Genomic DNA, 19048 nt, shown 5'->3' with positions numbered 1-19048 from the left:
AGATTCTCGGTTCCGTATTTCGGTTTGATAAACACCAACAGACTTATGCCTGCCTGGCCTGCCCAAAGAACTCGCGGGCCGTTAACTCATCACGTGCAATTTGCGCTTTTAGCTCATCGAGCGACGCAAATCGCTGCTCATTACGTATTTTTTTACGCAGTATTACATCTATATGGCGACCATAAAGGTCCATTACAACGTCCAGCAGATGCACTTCCAGCTGTTGGCGAACGCCAGCAACCGTTGGACGGGTGCCAATGTTGGCGACACCCACCAACGGTTTGTCGCCCAGTCCTGTCACTTCCACCGCATAGACCCCTTTTACCGGGGAAACCTGACGACGTAGCGGTAAATTCGCCGTCGGAAAACCAATCGTGCGCCCCAGCTCATCGCCGTGGACCACGCGTCCGGAGATCGTAAAGGGATGGCCCAGCAGGTTTTCCGCCTGCACAAGGTCGTCGTCCGCCAGCGCCTGGCGCACCGCTGTACTGCTGATGCGCACGCCGCCTTCGCAGAAAGTTTGGGTGCTGGTCACGTCAAAACCATATTCCGCACCGGCTTTCTGTAATAACAAGAAATCCCCCTGGCGGCCAGCGCCAAAGCGGAAATCGTCCCCCACCGCGAGAAACTGCACGCCTAAACGGCGCACCAGCAGTTCGCTGATAAAATCCTGGGCGGTCAGGGCGGCGAAGCGGCGGTCAAAGCGCACGCACAGCACATAGTCGACGCCGCTTTCAGCCAGATAGCTCAGCTTTTCGCGCAGACGCGTCAAACGGGCTGGCGCCTTATCGGCGGCAAACAGCTCCAGCGGCTGTGGTTCGAAAATCATCACCACCACCGGTAAACCACGCTGGCGGCCCTCGGCGCGCAAACGCTGCAACAGCGCCTGATGCCCGCGATGCACACCGTCAAAATTACCAATGGTCAGCACGCACCCGTGCGGCGCCTGACTGAGATTATGTATGCCGCGTATCAGCTTCATGTCTGGCTCAAAACAGTGAAAATCGTCCGAGTATACCTTGTACAACTGACGACGTTAACCAGCGATTGCACCTCTTAACCGAAAGATCCCGGTAATTCATCAACTCAGCGCGGGAATGCGGCAAAAACTCCCCTCGCCCAGCGATTTTTATGGTGGAAAGGCTGTATTCGCCAGCAACAAGCTGGTAGAATCTTGCGCCATCACTACGTAATAAAGCGTCGTTGTTTTAAGCGGCGCTTATTTGCACAAATCCATTGACAAAAGAAGGCTAAACGGGCATATTCCTCGGCCTTTGAATTGTCCATATAGAACACATTTGGGAGTTGGACCTTGGCTAATATCAAATCAGCTAAGAAGCGCGCCGTTCAGTCTGAAAAGGCCCGCAAGCACAACGCTAGCCGTCGCTCTATGATGCGTACTTTCATCAAGAAAGTATACGCAGCTATCGAAGCTGGCGACAAAGCTACTGCACTGAAAGCATTTAACGAAATGCAACCGATCGTGGACCGTCAGGCTGCTAAAGGTCTGATCCACAAAAACAAAGCTGCGCGTCATAAAGCAAACCTGACCGCTCAGATCAACAAACTGGCTTAATCGCCTGCTTGTTATCGCTTTGTAAAAAAACCCGCGAAAGCGGGTTTTTTTATGTCTGCGAGTTACGCCTGCGGCGTCGCGAAGAGTGACGAATAGTCGCGATTGCAAATCCGTTGCACCGCCGGATGCTGAATCATTCTTTCAGCAAAAATGGCGTGATACTCCTCCATCACATTCTCCATCCGACCGATCTCAATAATCGTCTCATCCTGATAGAAATCATGCGCGTAAAGCGTCGGCGCGACAAAAATCGCATTGTGCGCCGCACCGAACGCCTTCATCAGCGCCGCATCGTCAAACTCGCCGAGAATCTCCACCTTCAGCCCCTGCGAATTGAACCAGTTCAGAAGTTTGCGTCCCAGCATCGAACGACGACCGGGGATCAGCAGACGACGTTCCTCCAGACAGGCGGGAAACGGCTTTTCCGGCGGCGGGTTCATGCACCAGAAACTCACGCTGCACTCGCCGATACGCACGGAGAACAGCCCTTCCTGTTGAGTGGAATCGATGGGGCAGTCAGAGATGATCATATCAAGCTTGTGCTGGCTGAGCTGCTCCAGCAGCATTTCGTGGGTCGACTCAAAGCAGCGCAGGTGAATCTGTTCATTATCCACGACCGCCGCATCCAGCACCCCGCTCACCAGTCTTTTCGACAATGCGTCGGCAACGCCGACATCGAACAGCAGGTTAGACTCTTTGCGGTAGTTCACAATATCGAGCATCTCCTGGCTCAACGTGAACATGCGGTCCGCGTAGCGGAATACCAGCTCGCCCAGTTCGCTCGGCTCCAGCCCCCGCCCCTTGCGTTTAAACAATTTCCCCTGCAAACGCTCTTCAAGCGCTTTGATCTGCCCGGTAATGGTCTGCGGCGTCAGGAACAAGGCCTCCGCCGCGCCGACAACAGAACCTTCTTTATAAACGTGCCAGAAGTAATACAGATGGTTGTAATTAATATGCGACATGCTTCTCTCCCTGATAATGTCCTGGAGAACCTCTGCCGGCTCTCCGAAAGTATTACGCCAGGTGGGCGGGAACCGTTATGCGCTTGCGCAGCAGCAGATATCCGCTGACGGCTGACAGTACCGAGCCGGTCAGAATGCCAAGCTTAGCCCAGTTGATTAAGCCAGGATTAACGCTGCTGAAGGCCAGACTGGCGATGAAAATCGACATCGTGAAGCCAATCCCACACAGAATGCCGACCGCCATAATCTGCTTGCTGGTCGTCCCCTCCGGCAGCGATGCCCATTTCAGTTTTAACGCCAGCCAGCAGAACAGGCTGATACCCAGCGGCTTGCCGACAAACAGCCCGGCGATAATCCCCAGCGGCAGCAGTGACGTCAGCCCTTCAATCGTCACCCCTTGCAGCGACACGCCGGCGTTAGCGAAGGCGAAAAGCGGCAGAATCAGGTAAGCCACCCACGGATGCAGGACATGCTCAAGCTGCTTAGCCGGGGATTTACCGCCCTGCTCCTTCAGCGGGATAATAAAGCCAACAATCACCCCGGCTAAGGTCGCATGCACCCCGGATTTCAACACCGCAATCCATAGCACCGCGCCGACCAGGATATAGATACCGGTGCGTCGGACGCCGCAAAGATTGAGCGCGACCAGCACGGCCATCGCCCCTGCCGCCACGCCCAGCGACAATATGGAAAGGTCGCTGGTATAAAACAGGGCAATGATGATAATGGCGCCCAGGTCGTCGATAATCGCCAGCGCCATCAGAAAGATTTTCAGAGCTGGCGGCACGCGGCTGCCCAGCAGCGCCAGCACTCCCAGGGCAAAGGCGATATCGGTCGCCGCCGGAATCGCCCACCCCTCGCGGGTGATCGGATCCTGAGCATTGAACGCCAGATAGATCAGCGCCGGGACAATCATCCCACCTAAGGCGGCCAGCACCGGGAAAACGGCCTGACGACGGCTGGCCAGCGCCCCCTGAATCATCTCGCGCTTTACTTCGAGGCCAATCAGCAAGAAGAAGACCGCCATCAGCGCATCGTTAATCCACAGCAGCATGTTCTTATTGATTTCTAACGCGCCAACACGCAACTGAACGGGGGTGTCCAGAAAGGAATGGTAAAGACCGCTGGTCACGCCAGTATTAGCCAATACCATAGCCAACGCGGCCGCGAAAATGAGGATAATGCCTCCTGAAGCATCGCTACTAAAAAAACGCTGCAGATGTTTCACTGTTACTCTCTCTGTAAGGCTAATTCATCGATGAAACTATTCTAGCCGCCATAACACTTCGAAAAAATAAGATTATTATTGCATTATTACTCGGTTTTTACGATATAAGGCTGACAGTAAAGCGCGACGCTGACCGGAGGGATTCAGCCATCATTAACAGATAGCGGCTGGAAACAAAAAAGCCACTTTAACAATAAAGTGGCTTTTCAGAATCGCAGGAGATTAGCGCGTCAGGTCGTCGAAGAATTTCTTCACGCCATCAAAGAAACTTTTAGAGCGCGGGCTGTTTTTCTCACCCGTCGGGCCGCCAAAACTTTCCTGAAGCTCCTTCAGCAGCTGTTTCTGTTTTTCATTAAGTCCTACCGGCGTTTCAACCACCACCCGGCACAGCAGATCGCCCTGCGCGCCGCCGCGTACGGATTTCACGCCTTTGCCACGCATGCGGAACAGCTTACCGGTCTGCGTTTCGCCAGGCACTTTCAGATTGACGCGGCCATCCAGCGTCGGGACTTCAATCTCGCCGCCGAGGGCAGCCATAGTGAAGTTGATCGGCACTTCGCAGTACAGGTTGTTGCCTTCACGCTCAAAGATAGCGTGCTGCTTAACCTGGACCTGAACGTACAGATCGCCCGCCGGAGCGCCGTGCTCGCCCGCTTCGCCTTCGCCTGACAGACGAATACGATCGCCAGTATCCACGCCCGCCGGAATTTTGACCGACAGAGTTTTGGTCTTCTCGACGCGACCGTGACCGTGGCATTTGTTGCACGGATCTTTAATCAGCGTACCGCGTCCCTGGCAATGCGGACAGGTTTGCTGAACGGCGAAGAAGCCCTGGCGCATCTGCACCTGACCGGCACCGTGACAGGTTGGACAGGTTTGCGGTTTGCTACCGGCTTTCGCACCGCTACCGTGGCAGACGTCACACTCTTCCAGCGTCGGAATGCGAATCTCTTTGGTCACGCCGCGAACGGCTTCTTCCAGCGTCAGGTCCATGTTGTAGCGCAGGTCAGCGCCGCGCGCCGCGCGCTGACGGCCACGACCGCCGCCGAAGATATCGCCAAACACGTCGCCAAAGATATCGCTGAAATCAGCGCCGCCGCCAAAACCGCCGCCGCCGCCCATGCCACCTTGTTCAAAGGCAGCGTGGCCGTACTGATCGTAGGCCGCACGCTTCTGGTCATCAGTCAGGATTTCATACGCTTCTTTAATTTCTTTAAACTTCGCTTCGGCTTCTTTATCACCCTGGTTACGGTCCGGGTGGTATTTCATCGCCAGGCGCTTGTAAGCCTTTTTGATTTCACGCTCTTCCGCTGTTTTGGAAACGCCCAAAATCTCGTAATAATCTTGCTTTGCCATTGGTGTTTTTCAGCCCCTTAACATGCGTGCACGGGCGGAGAGGAAACCTCTTCGCCCGTGCCAGTGTTTTACCCGTTCAAAGGGCGATTATTTTTTGTCTTTCACTTCTTCAAACTCGGCGTCAACGACATCGTCGTCTTTCGCGTTGCTTTCGGAAGCTTCAGCGCCGCCAGCCTGTTGCTGAGCATGCTGCTGCTGAGCGATTTCCATCAGCTTCTGGGAAGCCTGGGCCAGCGCCTGCATTTTCGCTTCGATGTCCGCTTTGTCTTCACCTTTCAGCGACGTTTCCAGTGCGGTCAACGCAGACTCGATGGCAGTCTTGTCGTCAGCCGGCAGTTTGTCGCCTGCTTCTTCAACCTGCTTACGCGTGCTGTGCAGCAGATGGTCGCCCTGGTTGCGGGTCTGAACCAGTTCTTCGAACTTACGGTCAGATTCAGCGTTCGCTTCCGCATCGCGGACCATTTTGGCGATTTCTTCTTCGTTCAGACCGGAAGACGCTTTAATGGTGATTTTCTGCTCTTTACCGCTGTTTTTGTCTTTCGCGGACACGTGCAGGATACCATCAGCATCGATGTCGAAGGTGACTTCGATCTGCGGCATACCGCGCGGCGCCGGGTTAATCCCATCCAGGTTGAACTGACCCAGTGATTTGTTATCGGAGGCGCGTTTACGCTCGCCCTGAATCACGTGGATGGTCACCGCAGACTGGTTGTCTTCTGCAGTAGAGAACACCTGGCTGTGTTTGGTCGGGATTGTGGTGTTTTTGTTGATCAGCGCCGTCATCACGCCGCCCATGGTTTCGATACCCAGCGACAGCGGGGTAACGTCCAGCAGCAGAACGTCTTTAACTTCACCAGTCAGTACACCGCCCTGAACCGCAGCACCGATCGCCACAGCTTCATCCGGGTTAACGTCTTTACGCGGCTCTTTACCAAAGAACTCAGCCACTTTCTTCTGCACCATTGGCATACGGGTCTGACCGCCGACCAGGATAACGTCCTGGATGTCAGATACCGACAGGCCAGCGTCCTGCAGCGCAACTTTCAGCGGCTCGATAGAACGGTTAACCAGATCTTCAACCAGGCTTTCCAGTTTCGCACGCGTCACTTTGATGTTCATGTGTTTCGGACCGGTGGCATCTGCGGTGATGTACGGCAGGTTCACGTCGGTCTGCTGAGCGGAAGAAAGCTCGATTTTCGCTTTTTCAGCCGCTTCTTTCAGGCGCTGCATGGCCAGCGGATCGTTACGCAGGTCAATGCCCTGATCTTTCTTAAACTCATCAACGAGGTAGTTGATCATACGGCTGTCGAAGTCTTCACCACCCAGGTGGGTATCACCGTTGGTTGCCAGAACTTCGAAGGTTTTTTCGCCGTCAACTTCGTCGATTTCGATAATCGAGATATCGAAGGTACCACCACCGAGGTCGTAAACCGCGATAGTACGGTTGCCGACTTCTTTATCCAGACCGTAAGCCAGCGCAGCGGCGGTCGGTTCGTTGATGATACGTTTGACTTCCAGACCTGCGATACGGCCGGCATCTTTCGTTGCCTGACGCTGAGCATCGTTGAAGTATGCAGGTACGGTGATAACCGCTTCAGTTACCGGCTCACCCAGGTAATCTTCCGCCGTTTTCTTCATTTTTTTCAGCACTTCAGCAGAAATCTGCGGCGGTGCCATTTTCTGACCTTTCACATCAAGCCATGCGTCGCCGTTGTCGGCGCCGATGATTTTGTACGGCATGATGGATACGTCACGCTGAACTTCTTCGTCCTGGAAGCGGCGACCAATCAGGCGTTTAATCGCAAACAGGGTGTTTTGCGGGTTTGTCACTGCCTGACGTTTAGCCGGCTGACCAACCAGAGTTTCACCATCCTGGGTATAAGCAATGATAGAAGGCGTGGTGCGATCGCCTTCGGCGTTCTCCAGCACACGTGCAGTAGTGCCATCCATAATCGCTACACAAGAGTTGGTAGTACCCAGGTCGATACCAATAATTTTACCCATCTAAACGTCTCCACTAAAAATTCGATCAACATGTGGTTGTGAACCTGTAATAAGGGCGAAACCGATGGTTTCAACTGCCCAGACATCATTTTTTTCAGGTTCATTCACTGCGGTTGACTACAAGATGGGGTCGCCCATCGCTTCCTCAAGGGGGCAAGCAAAAAAATTTTTCACTTTCTTGCCGGATAAAGGGAGAAATAAGGAAGGCCGACTGAATAAACCGGTAATAAAGCGGCTTTTATCGATAACACCTGTCCCGCCGGGCGCTTGCGTCCCCGTTTACCGGTAGCGAACGCACACCATCTCTCCTCGCCTGCGTAAATTGGCGAAAAATACCTCGCCAGATCATAGACAGTTACCCTGCGCCTCATTATGATGCCGCGCCCCGTCCACGAGTGGTGGGGTAATGCTTCCCTTTCTAATCATTATTCTGAGGAATTATGGGCAACACTAAGTTGGCTAATCCGGCACCGCTGGGCCTTATGGGCTTCGGCATGACCACTATTCTGCTTAACCTGGCAAATAGCGGCCTGTTCGCGTTTGATGTAGCTATCCTGGCGATGGGCATTTTTTACGGCGGCATTGCGCAGATTTTCGCAGGCCTGCTGGAATTTAAAAAAGGTAATACCTTTGGTTTAACCGCTTTTACGTCCTACGGCGCCTTCTGGCTGACGTTGGTCGCTATTCTTCTCATGCCGAAAATGGGCCTGGCGGAAAAGCCTGATGCGCACTTCCTCGGCATGTACCTCGGTCTGTGGGGAGTCTTCACGTTGTTTATGTTCTTCGGCACCCTGAAAGCCGCACGAATGTTGCAATTCGTGCTCCTCAGTTTGACCGTCCTGTTTGCGCTGCTGGCAATCGGCCACCTCGCCGATAACGAAGGTCTGGTGAAAATCGCGGGCTGGATTGGTTTAGTCTGCGGCGGTAGCGCTATTTATCTGGCGATGGGTGAAGTACTGAACGAACAGTTTGGTCGCACCGTACTGCCGATCGGCGCACCGCATTGATCAACAATCCCCTCGTTCTGACGGACGAGGGGATTGCTTACGGAACGTTACGGCAAGCGCTGCAATTCCCCCTCTGCGGCGGCCACCTCGCGGTTCATCCCCTGGCGCAGCCAGATCCCTAATCCCAGCCCCAGCAATGAAAGCGCCAGCACGTACCACGCCGGAGCCATCGGCGAAACCCCCATGAGCATAGTCACGGCAATCGGCGTCAGGCCGCCAAAAATGGCGTAAGAGACGTTGTACGAGAAGGAAATACCGGTAAAGCGAACTTCTGCCGGGAAAGCGCGCACCATGACGTAAGGCACGGCGCCCACGACCCCGACGCACAACCCCACCGCACCATACAGCAGGAACAGCTGCCCGGGACTGCTGCCGGAAAGGTGATAGAACGCCCAGCTGGAGACCGCCAGCAGCACGCTGCCGACGATGAATGTGCGGCTGGCGCCAAAACGATCCGCCGCCAGCCCTGCCAGCAGACAGCCGATGCACAGCATAATGGTGGCAATGCTGTTGGCCTGCAGGGTCGTTGCCGGGGCAAAACCGTAGTGTTTTTGTAGCCAGACCGGCGACATCAGGATAACCACCACTATGCCGGCGGATAACAGCCAGGTCAGCAACATGGAAACTACCACTGCTTTCTGGTGCTTCAGCACCACCGATTTGACCGGCAGCTCCTGCGCTAGCGCCTTACGCTGCTGCATTTCGAGAAATATCGGCGTCTCCTGCAGCCAACGACGCAAATACATGGCTACCAGGCCAAATACGCCGCCTAACAGGAAGGGAATACGCCAGCCGCCGTCGAGGATCCCCTGCGGCGTCAGGCTGGTATTGATCAGCGTCGCGACCACCGAGCCCAGCAGAATGCCAACCGTCAGGCCGGCAGTGAGAGTGCCGCAGGCGATACCAATGCGTTTTTCCGGCACGTGTTCGGCGACAAAAACCCAGGCGCCGGGAACTTCTCCTCCGATAGCCGCCCCCTGCAGAATGCGCATCAGCAACAGCAGCAGCGGCGCGACAAGACCTATTGATGCGTAGGTCGGCAGCAGGCCAATCGCCAGCGTCGGCAGGGCCATCAGCAGAATGCTCAGGGTGAACATCTTCTTGCGCCCGACCAGATCGCCGAAGTGGGCCATGATGATGCCGCCCAATGGACGCGCCAGATAGCCCGCAGCAAAGATGCCGAAGGTCTGCACCTGACGCAGCCATTCCGGGATGTCCGCCGGGAAGAACAGGTCGCCAACGACGGCGGCGAAGAAGACAAAGATAATGAAATCATAAAACTCCAGCGCGCCGCCAAGGGCGGCCAGCGTCAGCGTTTTATAATCTTGTCGATTCAGAGGTCGGGTATGTTGTGACATAACGAGCTATTCATCCAGAGGTGTAAGTGCTATCACGCAATGTGTAAAGTAAAAAACACTATATCGTAAATAAAACAGCACACCACCGACAATGCAGGTTATGTCAGGAAAGTATCAAATTCAGGATAAAGTTTCGCGTCTCGCGCTTTTTGGACGAAAAGCCGCTACCACTTCCGGCGCAGTCTCGACATAAGGCCCTTCAAGCAACTGTACACAATAAGGTACACTCGCGAAGATCCCGTGCACCAGGACCTTGCCGTCAGCATCTTTAACGCCTTCAAGGGTTTCCTGAATGGCTTTCGGCTGGCCCGGCAGATTCAAAATCAGCGCCTGCTTGCGGATAACGCCAACCTGACGAGAAAGGATAGCCGTCGGAACGAAGTGTAAGCTGACCTGACGCATTTGCTCGCCAAAACCCGGCATCACACGGTCGGCGATGGCCAGGGTTGCATCCGGCGTCACGTCGCGTCGGGCAGGACCGGTGCCGCCGGTAGTTAACACCAGATGGCAGGCCATCTCGTCAACCAGTTCACACAGCGTTTGTTCGATAATCCCCTGTTCGTCAGGGATCAGGCGGGTCTCGAGCTCAAAGGGAGTCGTCAGCGCACGCGCCAGCCACTCTTCAAGTGCCGGGATGCCTTTATCCTGATAAACGCCGCTGGAGGCGCGATCGGAGATGGAAACTAAGCCGATTCGTAAGGTATTCATCGTTATTCCGTTCAGACAGTACAATTAGACGGAATGATACACGCTGGAAGGCAATACAGACAGGGTTCAGGAGAAGTAGCGTGACCGGGAACCCGGCCACGCCCAAATGATTACAGCAGGTCTCCGATCATTTTTTCCAGTTTTTCCTGGTCGATCGCAAACTTACGGATACCTTCCGCCAGTTTGTCTACCGCCATCGGATCCTGGTTGTGCTGCCACAGGAACTGAGCTTCGGTGATGCGTTCCGGACGCGCTTTCACTTCGCCGCTGAACACCAGTTTACGTTCGATAGCCCCTTCGCTTTCCGCCAGCTCTTTCAGCAGGGTCGGAGCGATAGTCAGGCGGTCACAGCCAGCCAGTTCAAGGATTTCACCGACGTTACGGAAGCTTGCGCCCATCACGACAGTTTCGTAACCGTGCTGCTTGTAGTACTCATAGATTTCACTGACGGAAACGACGCCCGGATCTTCAGCCGGCGCGTACTCTTTCTTGTCGGTGTTCGCTTTGTACCAGTCGAGGATGCGGCCAACGAACGGAGAGATCAGGAAGACGCCCGCTTCAGCACAAGCGCGAGCCTGGGCGAAGGAGAACAGCAGAGTCAGGTTACAGTTGATGCCTTCTTTTTCCAGCTGCTCGGCGGCGCAAATACCCTGCCAGGTTGAAGCCAGTTTAATCAGAATGCGATCGTTGCCGATGCCCGCATCGTTATACAGTTTGATGATGCGTTTCGCTTTGGCGATAGATGCCTGGGTGTCGTAGGAGAGGCGCGCATCAACTTCGGTCGAAATACGGCCAGGAATCAGCTTAAGAATTTCGAGACCAATGTTCACCGCCAGCTTATCGGAAGCATCGATAATCTGCTGAGCGCGATCGCTGCTCTGGCCGCGGGCCCACTCGACAGCGTCATCAATCAGCTTGCGGTACTCAGGAATCTGAGCCGCGCCGAGAATCAAAGAAGGGTTAGTCGTGGCATCCTGAGGCTGATACAGCTTCATTGCCGCAATATCTCCGGTATCAGCTACGACAGTGGTGTACTGACGCAGAGAAGTCAATTTATCCGTCATGATAGTGTTTCTCTTAAACAGCAGTTAAGGGGATGTAACCGGTCTTCCAAGATGATAACACGCTGCATGTTCAGCGCAACTGTGGACCATGCAAGACCGCAGAGTGTGATAAACTCGATGAATTAGTTCGCTGAATGCTAAGGGATTGTCACTGAATTGGTAGCGCTTACACTAGCGTTCCGGCATGGACAAGAGGACGGTTAATGCCTGATTTTTTCTCTTTTATCAATGAAATACTCTGGGGCTCAGTCATGATTTATCTGTTACTGGGCGCCGGCATCTGGTTTACCTGGCGAACAAAATTCATTCAGTTTCGTTATGTTCGCCAGTTTGGGAAAAGTCTAAAAAAAAGCCTCCAGCCCCAGCCCGGCGGCTTAACCTCTTTCCAGGCCCTGTGCACCAGCCTCGCGGCGCGCGTGGGCAGCGGCAACCTGGTTGGCGTCGCGCTGGCTATCTCTGCCGGCGGGCCCGGTGCCGTCTTCTGGATGTGGGTTTCCGCGCTGCTCGGCATGGCCAGCAGCTTTGCCGAATGTTCTCTTGCCCAGCTCTACAAAGAGCGCGATGCCCACGGGCAATTCCGCGGAGGCCCGGCCTGGTACATGTCCCGGGGTCTGGGCATGCGCTGGATGGGCATCGTGTTTTCTATCCTGCTCCTGCTGGCCTATGGAGTGATTTTCAACACCGTGCAGGCCAACTCCATCGCGCACGCGATGGCCTATGCCTTTAACCTTCCCGCCATTGTGACCGGCTGCGCGCTGGCGCTGATGACCCTGCTGGTTATCGTCCGGGGGTTGCGGAGCGTGGCGAAGTTAATGCAGTGGATTGTGCCGCTGATGGCTCTGCTTTGGATAGCCACCAGCCTGCTGATTGGCCTCTGGCACATTACGGCACTGCCGGCCATTTTCGAGGCCATTTTCCGCAGTGCGTTCGGCTGGCAGGAAGCCGCCGCCGGCGCAGTGGGCTATACCATCAGCCAGGCAATCACCAGCGGTTTTCAGCGCGGCATGTTCTCAAATGAAGCGGGAATGGGGTCAACCCCTAACGCCGCGGCGGCAGCGGCTTCCTGGCCCCCGCACCCGGCGGCGCAGGGGATCGTGCAAATGATTGGCGTCCTCATCGATACCATCGTCATCTGTACCGCCAGCGCGGTCATTATCATGCTGGCGCCACAAGACGATGCGGAAGATGCCGCGAATGGCATCCAGAGTATTCAGCATGCCATGACCTCTCTGGTTGGCAGCTGGGGGGCGGGATTCGTGGCGATCATCGTGCTGCTCTTCGCCTTCAGCTCTATCGTCGCAAACTACATCTATGCTGAAAATAACCTGATATTTCTGCGTATTAATGGCCCCCGGTATATCTGGGCGCTGCGGATCCTCACCCTGGTGATGGTCATCACCGGCGCGCTGATCGGTTTGCCGGTTGTCTGGCAGCTGGCGGATACCATCATGGCGCTGATGGCCATCACTAACCTGACCGCCATTTTACTGCTGTCGCCTACGGTGCGGATTCTGGCCACTGATTATCTTAGCCAGCGGCGGCTGGGCGTGCGGCCGACGTTTGACGCCACGCGCTACCCGGAAATTAACCAGCAGCTGGCACCTGGAGCCTGGGATGAGCTGCCGCGTGAATAACGCGGCAATCGCAGCTATCGATCCCAGCGCGCTCTTTTTTTGTTAAAGTCACGGAAAATCCCCTGCAAGGACCGGATATGCTGATTCTTATTTCACCTGCCAAAACACTCGACTACCAAAGTCCGCTGGCCACAGCACGCTACAGCCAGCCTGAACTGCTGGAATATTCCCAGGAGCTGATCGGCGTCGCGCGTCGGCTCTCAGCGCCGCAGATCGGCAAATTGATGAGCATCAGCGATAAGCTGGCAGACCTGAACGCCACCCGCTTTCATGACTGGCACCCGGACTTCACGCCGCAAAATGCGCGCCAGGCCATTCTGGCGTTTAAAGGCGACGTTTATACCGGACTGCAGGCGGAAACCCTCAGCGAAGACGATTTCGATTTTGCCCAGCAGCATTTGCGTATGCTTTCCGGCCTCTACGGCGTGCTGCGTCCGCTGGATCTGATGCAACCCTATCGTCTGGAAATGGGCATTAAGCTGGAGAATAGCAAAGGCAAAGATCTCTACCAGTTCTGGGGCGAGGTGATTACCGATAAACTGAACCAGGCGCTGAAGGCTCAGGGAGACGATATCGTGATTAACCTGGCTTCTGATGAATACTTCCGCTCGGTGAAGACAAAACAGTTACAAGGTAAAATCATTAAGCCCGTGTTCCTCGATGAGAAAAACGGCCAGTTTAAAGTGATCAGTTTCTATGCCAAAAAGGCGCGCGGGTTAATGAGCCGTTATATCATTGAGAACCGTTTAACCCGGCCTGAACAGCTAACCCGCTTCAACAGCGAAGGCTATTTCTTCGACGCCGAAGCCTCCGACAAGAAAGATGAGATGGTCTTTAAACGCCACGAACGCTAATCCCCTTCCCGGCCGCCCTCACGGCGACCGGGACGGAAGACTTAGTGATGGCGCCAGTCACGATCCGGGCCACGATCGCGGTCATTATGATGATCATGGCGATGCTCGTCATGCGCGCGCCAGTGGTTATCGCGCCAGTCGTAATGACGACCCCACCATTCGTGGTCGCGCCAGCGGCCGCCGTCCCAGTAGTTACCGTAATTGTCGCGATCGCCAATTTGCAGTTTGACTGCCGGCACCAGCGTGATCTCCGATGCGTGAACCACAGCGGGAGCCACCAGCGACATCGAAAGCGCAAGGATCACAGACTTCAGCGTTGACATCGGTTTCCCCTTCATTAACAGTCCCCGCATGGGGGCGATAATCAAAGATTACCCCTGAGCGACACCGTGAGTTATTCTCCGCAATCCTAATCTTTGCCCCCCGGCATTTATTGGTCATTCATCCATTTTCCCTGCTTTTTTTCTGCATAGTTTCTCCATTTTCACCAATAAAAAAGCCGGGCGCAAAGGCCCGGCCTGAGAACATCATGCGGCGATAAAAGGCCGTTATGCTTTGCCCATCATCAGTTGGCGCAGCGCGGCGAAATCCGCCGGCAGATTATGCGACAGCAGCGGCAGGTCGGCGCGATCGGCCAGCTCTTTCGGCAGCGGCAGCGTCTGCTGGAGGATCTCTTCTACGCTCTCCTTGAACTTCGCCGGGTGCGCGGTACCGAGGAACAGACCGTATTCGCCCGGCTGCAGCTGGTCGCGCAGCGCGCGCCAGGCGATAGCCGCATGCGGCTCTGAGGTGTAGCCAATGGCTTTCAGCTCACGCATCGCCTGTTTGGTGGTTTCATCGTCGACGGCCGCATAGCCCAGCTCGTTCAGGCGCCTGACTTTGCGACGGAACAGCTCTTCCACGCGCGGCCAGTTGTTCGGCTGGCTGACGTCCATGGCGTTAGACAGCGTCGCCTGAGTCGCTTTCGGCGCCCAGTTGCCGTCCTGCAGGAAGCGCGGCACGGTGTCATTGGCGTTGGTGGCGGCAATAAAGCGCTTAATCGGCAGACCTAAAGACTTCGCCAGCAGACCAGCGGTCAGATCGCCAAAGTTACCGCTCGGCACGGAAATGACCAGCTGGTTGCGGGCTTCCTGCGGCAGCTGGGCCACCGCTTCGAAGTAGTAGCAAATCTGCGCCAGCAGACGGCTGATATTGATGGAGTTCGCGGAGTTCAGGCCCAGAGCGACCTTCAGCTCTTCATCGTCAAAGGCCTGTTTCACCAGCGCCTGGCAGGCATCGAAATCGCCATCTATCGCCACGGTTTCAATGTTGCCGCCCAGGGTGCAGAACAGTTTTTCCTGCAGCGGGCTGATCTTGCCGCGCGGATACAGAATAACGACTTTGACATTCGGCAGGCCGTAAAACGCATGTGCAACCGCCGCGCCGGTATCACCGGAGGTAGCGGTCAGAATCGTCACCGGTTTATCGCCGGCAATGTGGGTCAGCATCTGCGCCATAAAGCGACCGCCGAAATCCTTAAACGCCAGCGTCGGGCCGTGGAACAGCTCCAGACAGCCGACATCATCCTGCACCTTACTGACCGGAGCCGGGAAGGTGAAAGCGGCGGCGATACGCTCTTTGAGGATCTCCTGCGGGATCTCGTCGCCAATAAAAGCCGACAGAATTCTGGCGCTGCGGGAGGCCAAATCCATCTCCAGCATGTCGTCAATTTCAGTCAGGCTAAATTCCGGCAGATCGTGCGGAAAGAACAGCCCCTGTTGCTTGCCAAGCCCCTGCGTAACGGCCTGCGCAAAGCTGACCTGTTCGTTATGATCTTTTAAATTATAGAGTTTCATTGGTTATCCCACTACTCGTGCGCCCGCCGTATCCAGCCGGCAAATATGAACGAAGCCTTCCTGATTCTGCAGATAATGCGTGCCCAGCCAGTCCGCAACGCGCTGCGCAGTTTCCGGCTTATCGCACAGCGCAAACAGCGTCGGGCCGGAGCCAGAGATACCGCACGCCTGCGCACCGATCTCCATCGTCGCCTGACGCGCTTCACTGAAGCCCGGCAGCAGTTTAGTGCGATACGGTTCGGCAATCACATCTTTCATCAATTTCGCTGCCAGCTGCGGCTGGCGGGTGTAGCAGGCATGAATAAAGCCCGCCAGGTGACGACCGTGAGCGATACAGTCCTGGCGGCGATACTGCGCCGGGAGGATGGCACGCGCTTCCGCCGTCGACACTTTAATGCCCGGATAAGCCAGCACCCACAGCCATTCGTCAAACCCCGGTACCTGCTGGCTGATAATGCCATTCTCTTCAATCATCAGCTGCATGCCGCCCAGGTAACAAGGCGCGACGTTGTCATAGTGGATACTGCCGGAAATACGCCCTTCCATCTCCCCCATCAGCGCCAGCATACGCGTCTCATTCAGCGGCTTACCGCAGAATTCATTCATCGCCACCAGCGCGGCGACGACAGAGCAGGCGCTGGAGCCGAGGCCAGAACCAATCGGCATGTTTTTTTCCAGCACCATCGACACCGGAACTTTTTTGCCGATCTCCTGGCAAAAACGCTCCCAGCACTGGTAAACAATGTTCTCCTGCGGCGCGGAGGGCAGCTTGCTGGCAAAGCGGCCGACGTTTTGCAGGCTGAAGCTGTCTGCCGCCGCAACCGAAACGTTGTCCCCCAGCAGCGTGCCATCAACCGGCGTCACCGCCGCGCCCAGCACATCAAACCCGACGCTCATATTGGCACTGGAAGCCGGGGCATATACTTTGACCATCTTAAACTCCTAACTTCCATGACAGGGTGCGCAACAGGTCAGCAAACACACCGGCCGCCGTGACGTCGTTACCTGCACCATAGCCGCGCAGCACCAGCGGCAGCGGCTGATAATAATGGCTGTAAAAGGCCAGGGCGTTTTCGCCATTTTTCACTTTGAACAGCGGATCGTTACCGTCAACAGCGGCAATTTTCACGCGACAGGTCCCATCCTCTTCGATGTTACCGACGTAACGCAAGACTTTACCTTCATCACGCGCCTGAGCAACCCGGGAAGCAAACTCGTCATCCAGCGAAGGCAAGCGCGCCATAAAGCTCTCAACGTCGCCGCTGGCATCAAATTGTGCAGGCAATACCGGTTCGACGACAATATCGGACAGCTCCAGCTCACGGCCGGTTTCACGGGCCAGAATCAGCAGCTTACGCGCAACATCGACGCCAGAAAGATCGTCGCGCGGATCCGGTTCGGTATACCCCATCTCGCGCGCCAGGGTTGTTGCTTCGGAGAGATTCATGCCCTCATCCAGCTTACCGAAAATAAACGACAGAGAGCCAGAAAGAATACCGGAGAAGTGCAGCAGCTCATCGCCGGCATTCAGCAGGTTTTGCAGGTTTTCAATCACCGGCAGACCGGCGCCAACGTTGGTGTCGTAGAGAAATTTGCGGCGCGAGCTGCTGGCGGCATGACGCAGCTGATGGTAGTAATCCAGCGAGGAGGTATTGGCCTTTTTGTTCGGCGTCACCACGTGGAAACCTTCGCGCAGGAAATCGGCGTACTGATCGGCGACCGCCTGACTGGAAGTACAGTCGACGATAACCGGGTTCAGCAGATGGTACTCTTTGACCAGGCGAATCAGGCGGCCCAGATTCAGCGACTCTTTCGCTTCGGCCAGTTCCGCGCGCCAGTTTTCGAGATTCAGCCCGTGCACGTTAGTCAGCAGGGCCTGTGAATTCGCCACGCCGCAGACGCGCAGGTCGATATGTTTGTTCTTCAGCCAGCCCTGCTGACGCTTAATCTGTTCAATCAGCGCGCCGCCGACGCCGCCGACGCCGATAACAAAGACTTCAATCACCTGATCGGTGTTGAACAGCATCTGGTGGGTCACGCGCACCCCGGTGGTCGCATCATCATTGCTGACCACCACGGAAATAGAACGCTCGGAAGAGCCCTGGGCAATCGCCACAATATTGATATTCGCGCGAGCCAGCGCGGCGAAGAACTTCGCCGAGATCCCGCGCAGCGTGCGCATACCGTCGCCCACCACGGAGATAATCGCCAGACGATCCATGATCGACAGCGGCTCCAGCTGGCCCTCTTTCAGCTCCAGGTAGAACTCTTCTTCCATCACCCGTTTTGCGCGCGCGCAGTCGCTTTGCGGTACGCAGAAGCTGATGCTGTATTCAGAAGAGGACTGGGTGATCAGGACCACTGAAATCCCGGCGCGGGACATGGTGGCAAACACGCGGGCGGCCATACCGACCATGCCTTTCATCCCCGGACCAGAGACGTTAAACATCGCCATATTATTGAGGTTAGAAATGCCTTTGACCGGCAGACCATCTTCATCAAGGCTGGCGCCGATCAGCGTACCTGGTGCCTGCGGATTACCGGTATTTTTAATCAGGCAGGGAATCTGGAACTGAGCGATAGGGGCAATGGTGCGCGGATGCAGAACTTTAGCCCCGAAGTAGGAGAGCTCCATCGCTTCCTGATATGACATCGACTTCAGCAGACGCGCATCGGGAACCTGACGCGGGTCGCAGGTATATACCCCATCGACGTCGGTCCAGATTTCACAACAGTCGGCGCGCAGGCAGGCGGCCAGCACGGCGGCAGAGTAGTCTGAGCCATTGCGCCCCAGCACCACCAGCTCCCCTTTTTCGTTACCGGCGGTAAACCCGGCCATCAGCACCATATGGTCGGCCGGAATCTGGCTGGCGGCAATGCGGCGGGTCGATTCAGCGATATCGACGGTGGATTCGAGATAATGGCCAACGGCCAGCAGTTTTTCGACGGGGTTAATCACACTAACTTTGTGGCCGCGAGCTTCCAGCAGGCCCGCCATCACGGCGATAGACAGCTTCTCGCCGCGGCAAATCAACGCGGCGTTGACGCTATCGGGGCACTGACCAAGCAGGCTGATACCATGCAGCACATGTTTAATCTGGGCAAACTCTTGCGCGACGAAGGCTTTCAGCCGCGCCAGCGGGAACCCCGGTTGCGCGTCGGCGAGGCCCTGCAGCAGTTCAGCAAAAATGCGTTCAGCGTCGGAGATATTGGTGAGCGCGTCCTGGCCGCCGATGGTTTTTTCAATCATCGCGACCAGATGGTTGGTAATTTTCGCCGGGGCAGACAGGACGGTTGCTACCTGCCCCTGCCTGGCATTGCTCTCCAGAATATCGGCAACCCGCAGAAAACGTTCTGCATTTGCCACTGATGTACCGCCGAACTTCAACACGCGCATGGTTGTTACCCCTAGATTTTTTGTCGAAAAAAAAGCCCGCACTGTTCAGGTGCGGGCTTTTTTCT

16 protein-coding genes and 1 other annotated feature (1 of these 17 cut by a window edge) are annotated in these 19048 nt (G+C 55.7%); of the genes, 4 read left to right on the top strand and 12 right to left on the bottom strand.

Annotation, left to right across the window (positions count from 1 at the left end; genetic code table 11):
- Window positions 1-43: 43 nt before the first annotated feature.
- Window positions 44-982 carry a bifunctional riboflavin kinase/FAD synthetase gene (gene ribF, locus FNY10_RS17970; protein WP_100682617.1) on the bottom strand — a complete coding sequence of 313 codons (939 nt, stop codon included), beginning with the start codon at window positions 980-982 and terminating at the stop codon, window positions 44-46.
- 330 nt (window positions 983-1312) lie between these two features.
- On the opposite strand from ribF, the gene rpsT reads away from it, so the two are divergent.
- Entirely contained in the window at window positions 1313-1576 is a 264-nt protein-coding gene (gene rpsT, locus FNY10_RS17960; RefSeq protein ID WP_003018940.1) for a 30S ribosomal protein S20, read from the top strand.
- Window positions 1577-1638: 62 nt separating this feature from the next.
- Here the strand turns inward: rpsT and nhaR are convergent, their stop codons facing one another.
- The 4 genes from nhaR to dnaK all read right to left on the bottom strand — a co-directional run bounded on the left by nhaR (window position 1639) and on the right by dnaK (window position 7126).
- Window positions 1639-2538, bottom strand: a complete 900-nt coding sequence (nhaR, locus tag FNY10_RS17955; RefSeq protein ID WP_100682618.1) for a transcriptional activator NhaR — start codon at window positions 2536-2538, stop codon at window positions 1639-1641.
- Window positions 2539-2590: 52 nt separating this feature from the next.
- A complete protein-coding gene (gene nhaA, locus FNY10_RS17950) occupies window positions 2591-3766 on the bottom strand; it encodes a Na+/H+ antiporter NhaA (RefSeq protein ID WP_131049534.1) in 1176 nt (391 codons plus the stop codon).
- Window positions 3767-3988: 222 nt separating this feature from the next.
- Window positions 3989-5122, bottom strand: a complete 1134-nt coding sequence (gene dnaJ, locus FNY10_RS17945; RefSeq protein ID WP_100682620.1) for a molecular chaperone DnaJ — start codon at window positions 5120-5122, stop codon at window positions 3989-3991.
- A gap of 87 nt (window positions 5123-5209) precedes the next feature.
- Window positions 5210-7126 carry a molecular chaperone DnaK gene (gene dnaK / locus FNY10_RS17940; protein ID WP_004857708.1) on the bottom strand — a complete coding sequence of 639 codons (1917 nt, stop codon included), beginning with the start codon at window positions 7124-7126 and terminating at the stop codon, window positions 5210-5212.
- Between the two features lie 440 nt (window positions 7127-7566).
- On the opposite strand from dnaK, the gene satP reads away from it, so the two are divergent.
- The gene (gene satP, locus FNY10_RS17935) at window positions 7567-8133 is read left to right on the top strand and encodes an acetate uptake transporter (RefSeq protein WP_160702323.1); all 567 of its coding nucleotides are present in this window, start codon (window positions 7567-7569) and stop codon (window positions 8131-8133) included.
- Between the two features lie 47 nt (window positions 8134-8180).
- Here satP and FNY10_RS17930 read toward each other — a convergent pair whose 3' ends face one another.
- The 3 genes from FNY10_RS17930 to tal form a co-directional block, all read right to left on the bottom strand.
- The gene (locus tag FNY10_RS17930; protein WP_100682622.1) at window positions 8181-9491 is read right to left on the bottom strand and encodes an MFS transporter; all 1311 of its coding nucleotides are present in this window, start codon (window positions 9489-9491) and stop codon (window positions 8181-8183) included.
- Window positions 9492-9611: 120 nt separating this feature from the next.
- Window positions 9612-10199, bottom strand: a complete 588-nt coding sequence (gene mog / locus FNY10_RS17925) for a molybdopterin adenylyltransferase (RefSeq protein WP_100682623.1) — start codon at window positions 10197-10199, stop codon at window positions 9612-9614.
- A 110-nt stretch (window positions 10200-10309) separates the two neighbouring features.
- Window positions 10310-11263, bottom strand: a complete 954-nt coding sequence (gene tal / locus FNY10_RS17920) for a transaldolase (protein WP_100682624.1) — start codon at window positions 11261-11263, stop codon at window positions 10310-10312.
- A 203-nt stretch (window positions 11264-11466) separates the two neighbouring features.
- On the opposite strand from tal, the gene FNY10_RS17915 reads away from it, so the two are divergent.
- Window positions 11467-12897 (top strand): alanine/glycine:cation symporter family protein, encoded by a 1431-nt coding sequence (locus FNY10_RS17915; protein ID WP_131049533.1) that lies wholly within the window; start codon window positions 11467-11469, stop codon window positions 12895-12897.
- 77 nt (window positions 12898-12974) lie between these two features.
- Window positions 12975-13751 (top strand): peroxide stress protein YaaA, encoded by a 777-nt coding sequence (gene yaaA / locus FNY10_RS17910; RefSeq protein WP_141965346.1) that lies wholly within the window; start codon window positions 12975-12977, stop codon window positions 13749-13751.
- 41 nt (window positions 13752-13792) lie between these two features.
- Here the strand turns inward: yaaA and FNY10_RS17905 are convergent, their stop codons facing one another.
- From FNY10_RS17905 to thrA, 4 genes are all read right to left on the bottom strand, one after another.
- On the bottom strand, window positions 13793-14074 hold the full coding sequence (locus tag FNY10_RS17905) for a DUF2502 domain-containing protein (protein ID WP_160702324.1): 282 nt from the start codon (window positions 14072-14074) through the stop codon (window positions 13793-13795).
- Window positions 14075-14299: 225 nt separating this feature from the next.
- On the bottom strand, window positions 14300-15586 hold the full coding sequence (gene thrC, locus FNY10_RS17900; RefSeq protein ID WP_160702325.1) for a threonine synthase: 1287 nt from the start codon (window positions 15584-15586) through the stop codon (window positions 14300-14302).
- Between the two features lie 3 nt (window positions 15587-15589).
- Window positions 15590-16519, bottom strand: coding sequence for a homoserine kinase (gene thrB, locus FNY10_RS17895; RefSeq protein WP_131049531.1), 930 nt, complete (start codon window positions 16517-16519; stop codon window positions 15590-15592).
- Window position 16520: 1 nt separating this feature from the next.
- Window positions 16521-18983 (bottom strand): bifunctional aspartate kinase/homoserine dehydrogenase I, encoded by a 2463-nt coding sequence (thrA, locus tag FNY10_RS17890; protein WP_100682630.1) that lies wholly within the window; start codon window positions 18981-18983, stop codon window positions 16521-16523.
- 25 nt (window positions 18984-19008) lie between these two features.
- Window positions 19009-19048 (bottom strand) — a sequence feature (Thr leader region) (it continues 78 nt past the right edge of the window).

This window comes from Klebsiella sp. Lac1 (assembly GCF_009825425.1).
Classification (GTDB): Bacteria; Pseudomonadota; Gammaproteobacteria; order Enterobacterales; family Enterobacteriaceae; genus Klebsiella; species Klebsiella electrica.
Note: the sequence above shows the minus strand (reverse complement) of the source record. Positions and strands in the feature narration are given on the sequence as shown.

Bases quoted from the DNA above. Each gene is read 5' to 3' on its own strand.
- mog (WP_100682623.1), bottom strand. From the start codon at position 10,199: ATGAATACCTTACGAATCGGCTTAGTTTCCATCTCCGATCGCGCCTCC.
- yaaA (WP_141965346.1), top strand. From the start codon at position 12,975: ATGCTGATTCTTATTTCACCTGCCAAAACACTCGACTACCAAAGTCCG.
- dnaK (WP_004857708.1), bottom strand. From the start codon at position 7,126: ATGGGTAAAATTATTGGTATCGACCTGGGTACTACCAACTCTTGTGTA.
- FNY10_RS17930 (WP_100682622.1), bottom strand. From the start codon at position 9,491: ATGTCACAACATACCCGACCTCTGAATCGACAAGATTATAAAACGCTG.
- FNY10_RS17905 (WP_160702324.1), bottom strand. From the start codon at position 14,074: ATGTCAACGCTGAAGTCTGTGATCCTTGCGCTTTCGATGTCGCTGGTG.
- FNY10_RS17915 (WP_131049533.1), top strand. From the start codon at position 11,467: ATGCCTGATTTTTTCTCTTTTATCAATGAAATACTCTGGGGCTCAGTC.
- dnaJ (WP_100682620.1), bottom strand. From the start codon at position 5,122: ATGGCAAAGCAAGATTATTACGAGATTTTGGGCGTTTCCAAAACAGCG.
- nhaR (WP_100682618.1), bottom strand. From the start codon at position 2,538: ATGTCGCATATTAATTACAACCATCTGTATTACTTCTGGCACGTTTAT.
- thrC (WP_160702325.1), bottom strand. From the start codon at position 15,586: ATGAAACTCTATAATTTAAAAGATCATAACGAACAGGTCAGCTTTGCG.
- thrA (WP_100682630.1), bottom strand. From the start codon at position 18,983: ATGCGCGTGTTGAAGTTCGGCGGTACATCAGTGGCAAATGCAGAACGT.
- tal (WP_100682624.1), bottom strand. From the start codon at position 11,263: ATGACGGATAAATTGACTTCTCTGCGTCAGTACACCACTGTCGTAGCT.
- satP (WP_160702323.1), top strand. From the start codon at position 7,567: ATGGGCAACACTAAGTTGGCTAATCCGGCACCGCTGGGCCTTATGGGC.
- ribF (WP_100682617.1), bottom strand. From the start codon at position 982: ATGAAGCTGATACGCGGCATACATAATCTCAGTCAGGCGCCGCACGGG.
- thrB (WP_131049531.1), bottom strand. From the start codon at position 16,519: ATGGTCAAAGTATATGCCCCGGCTTCCAGTGCCAATATGAGCGTCGGG.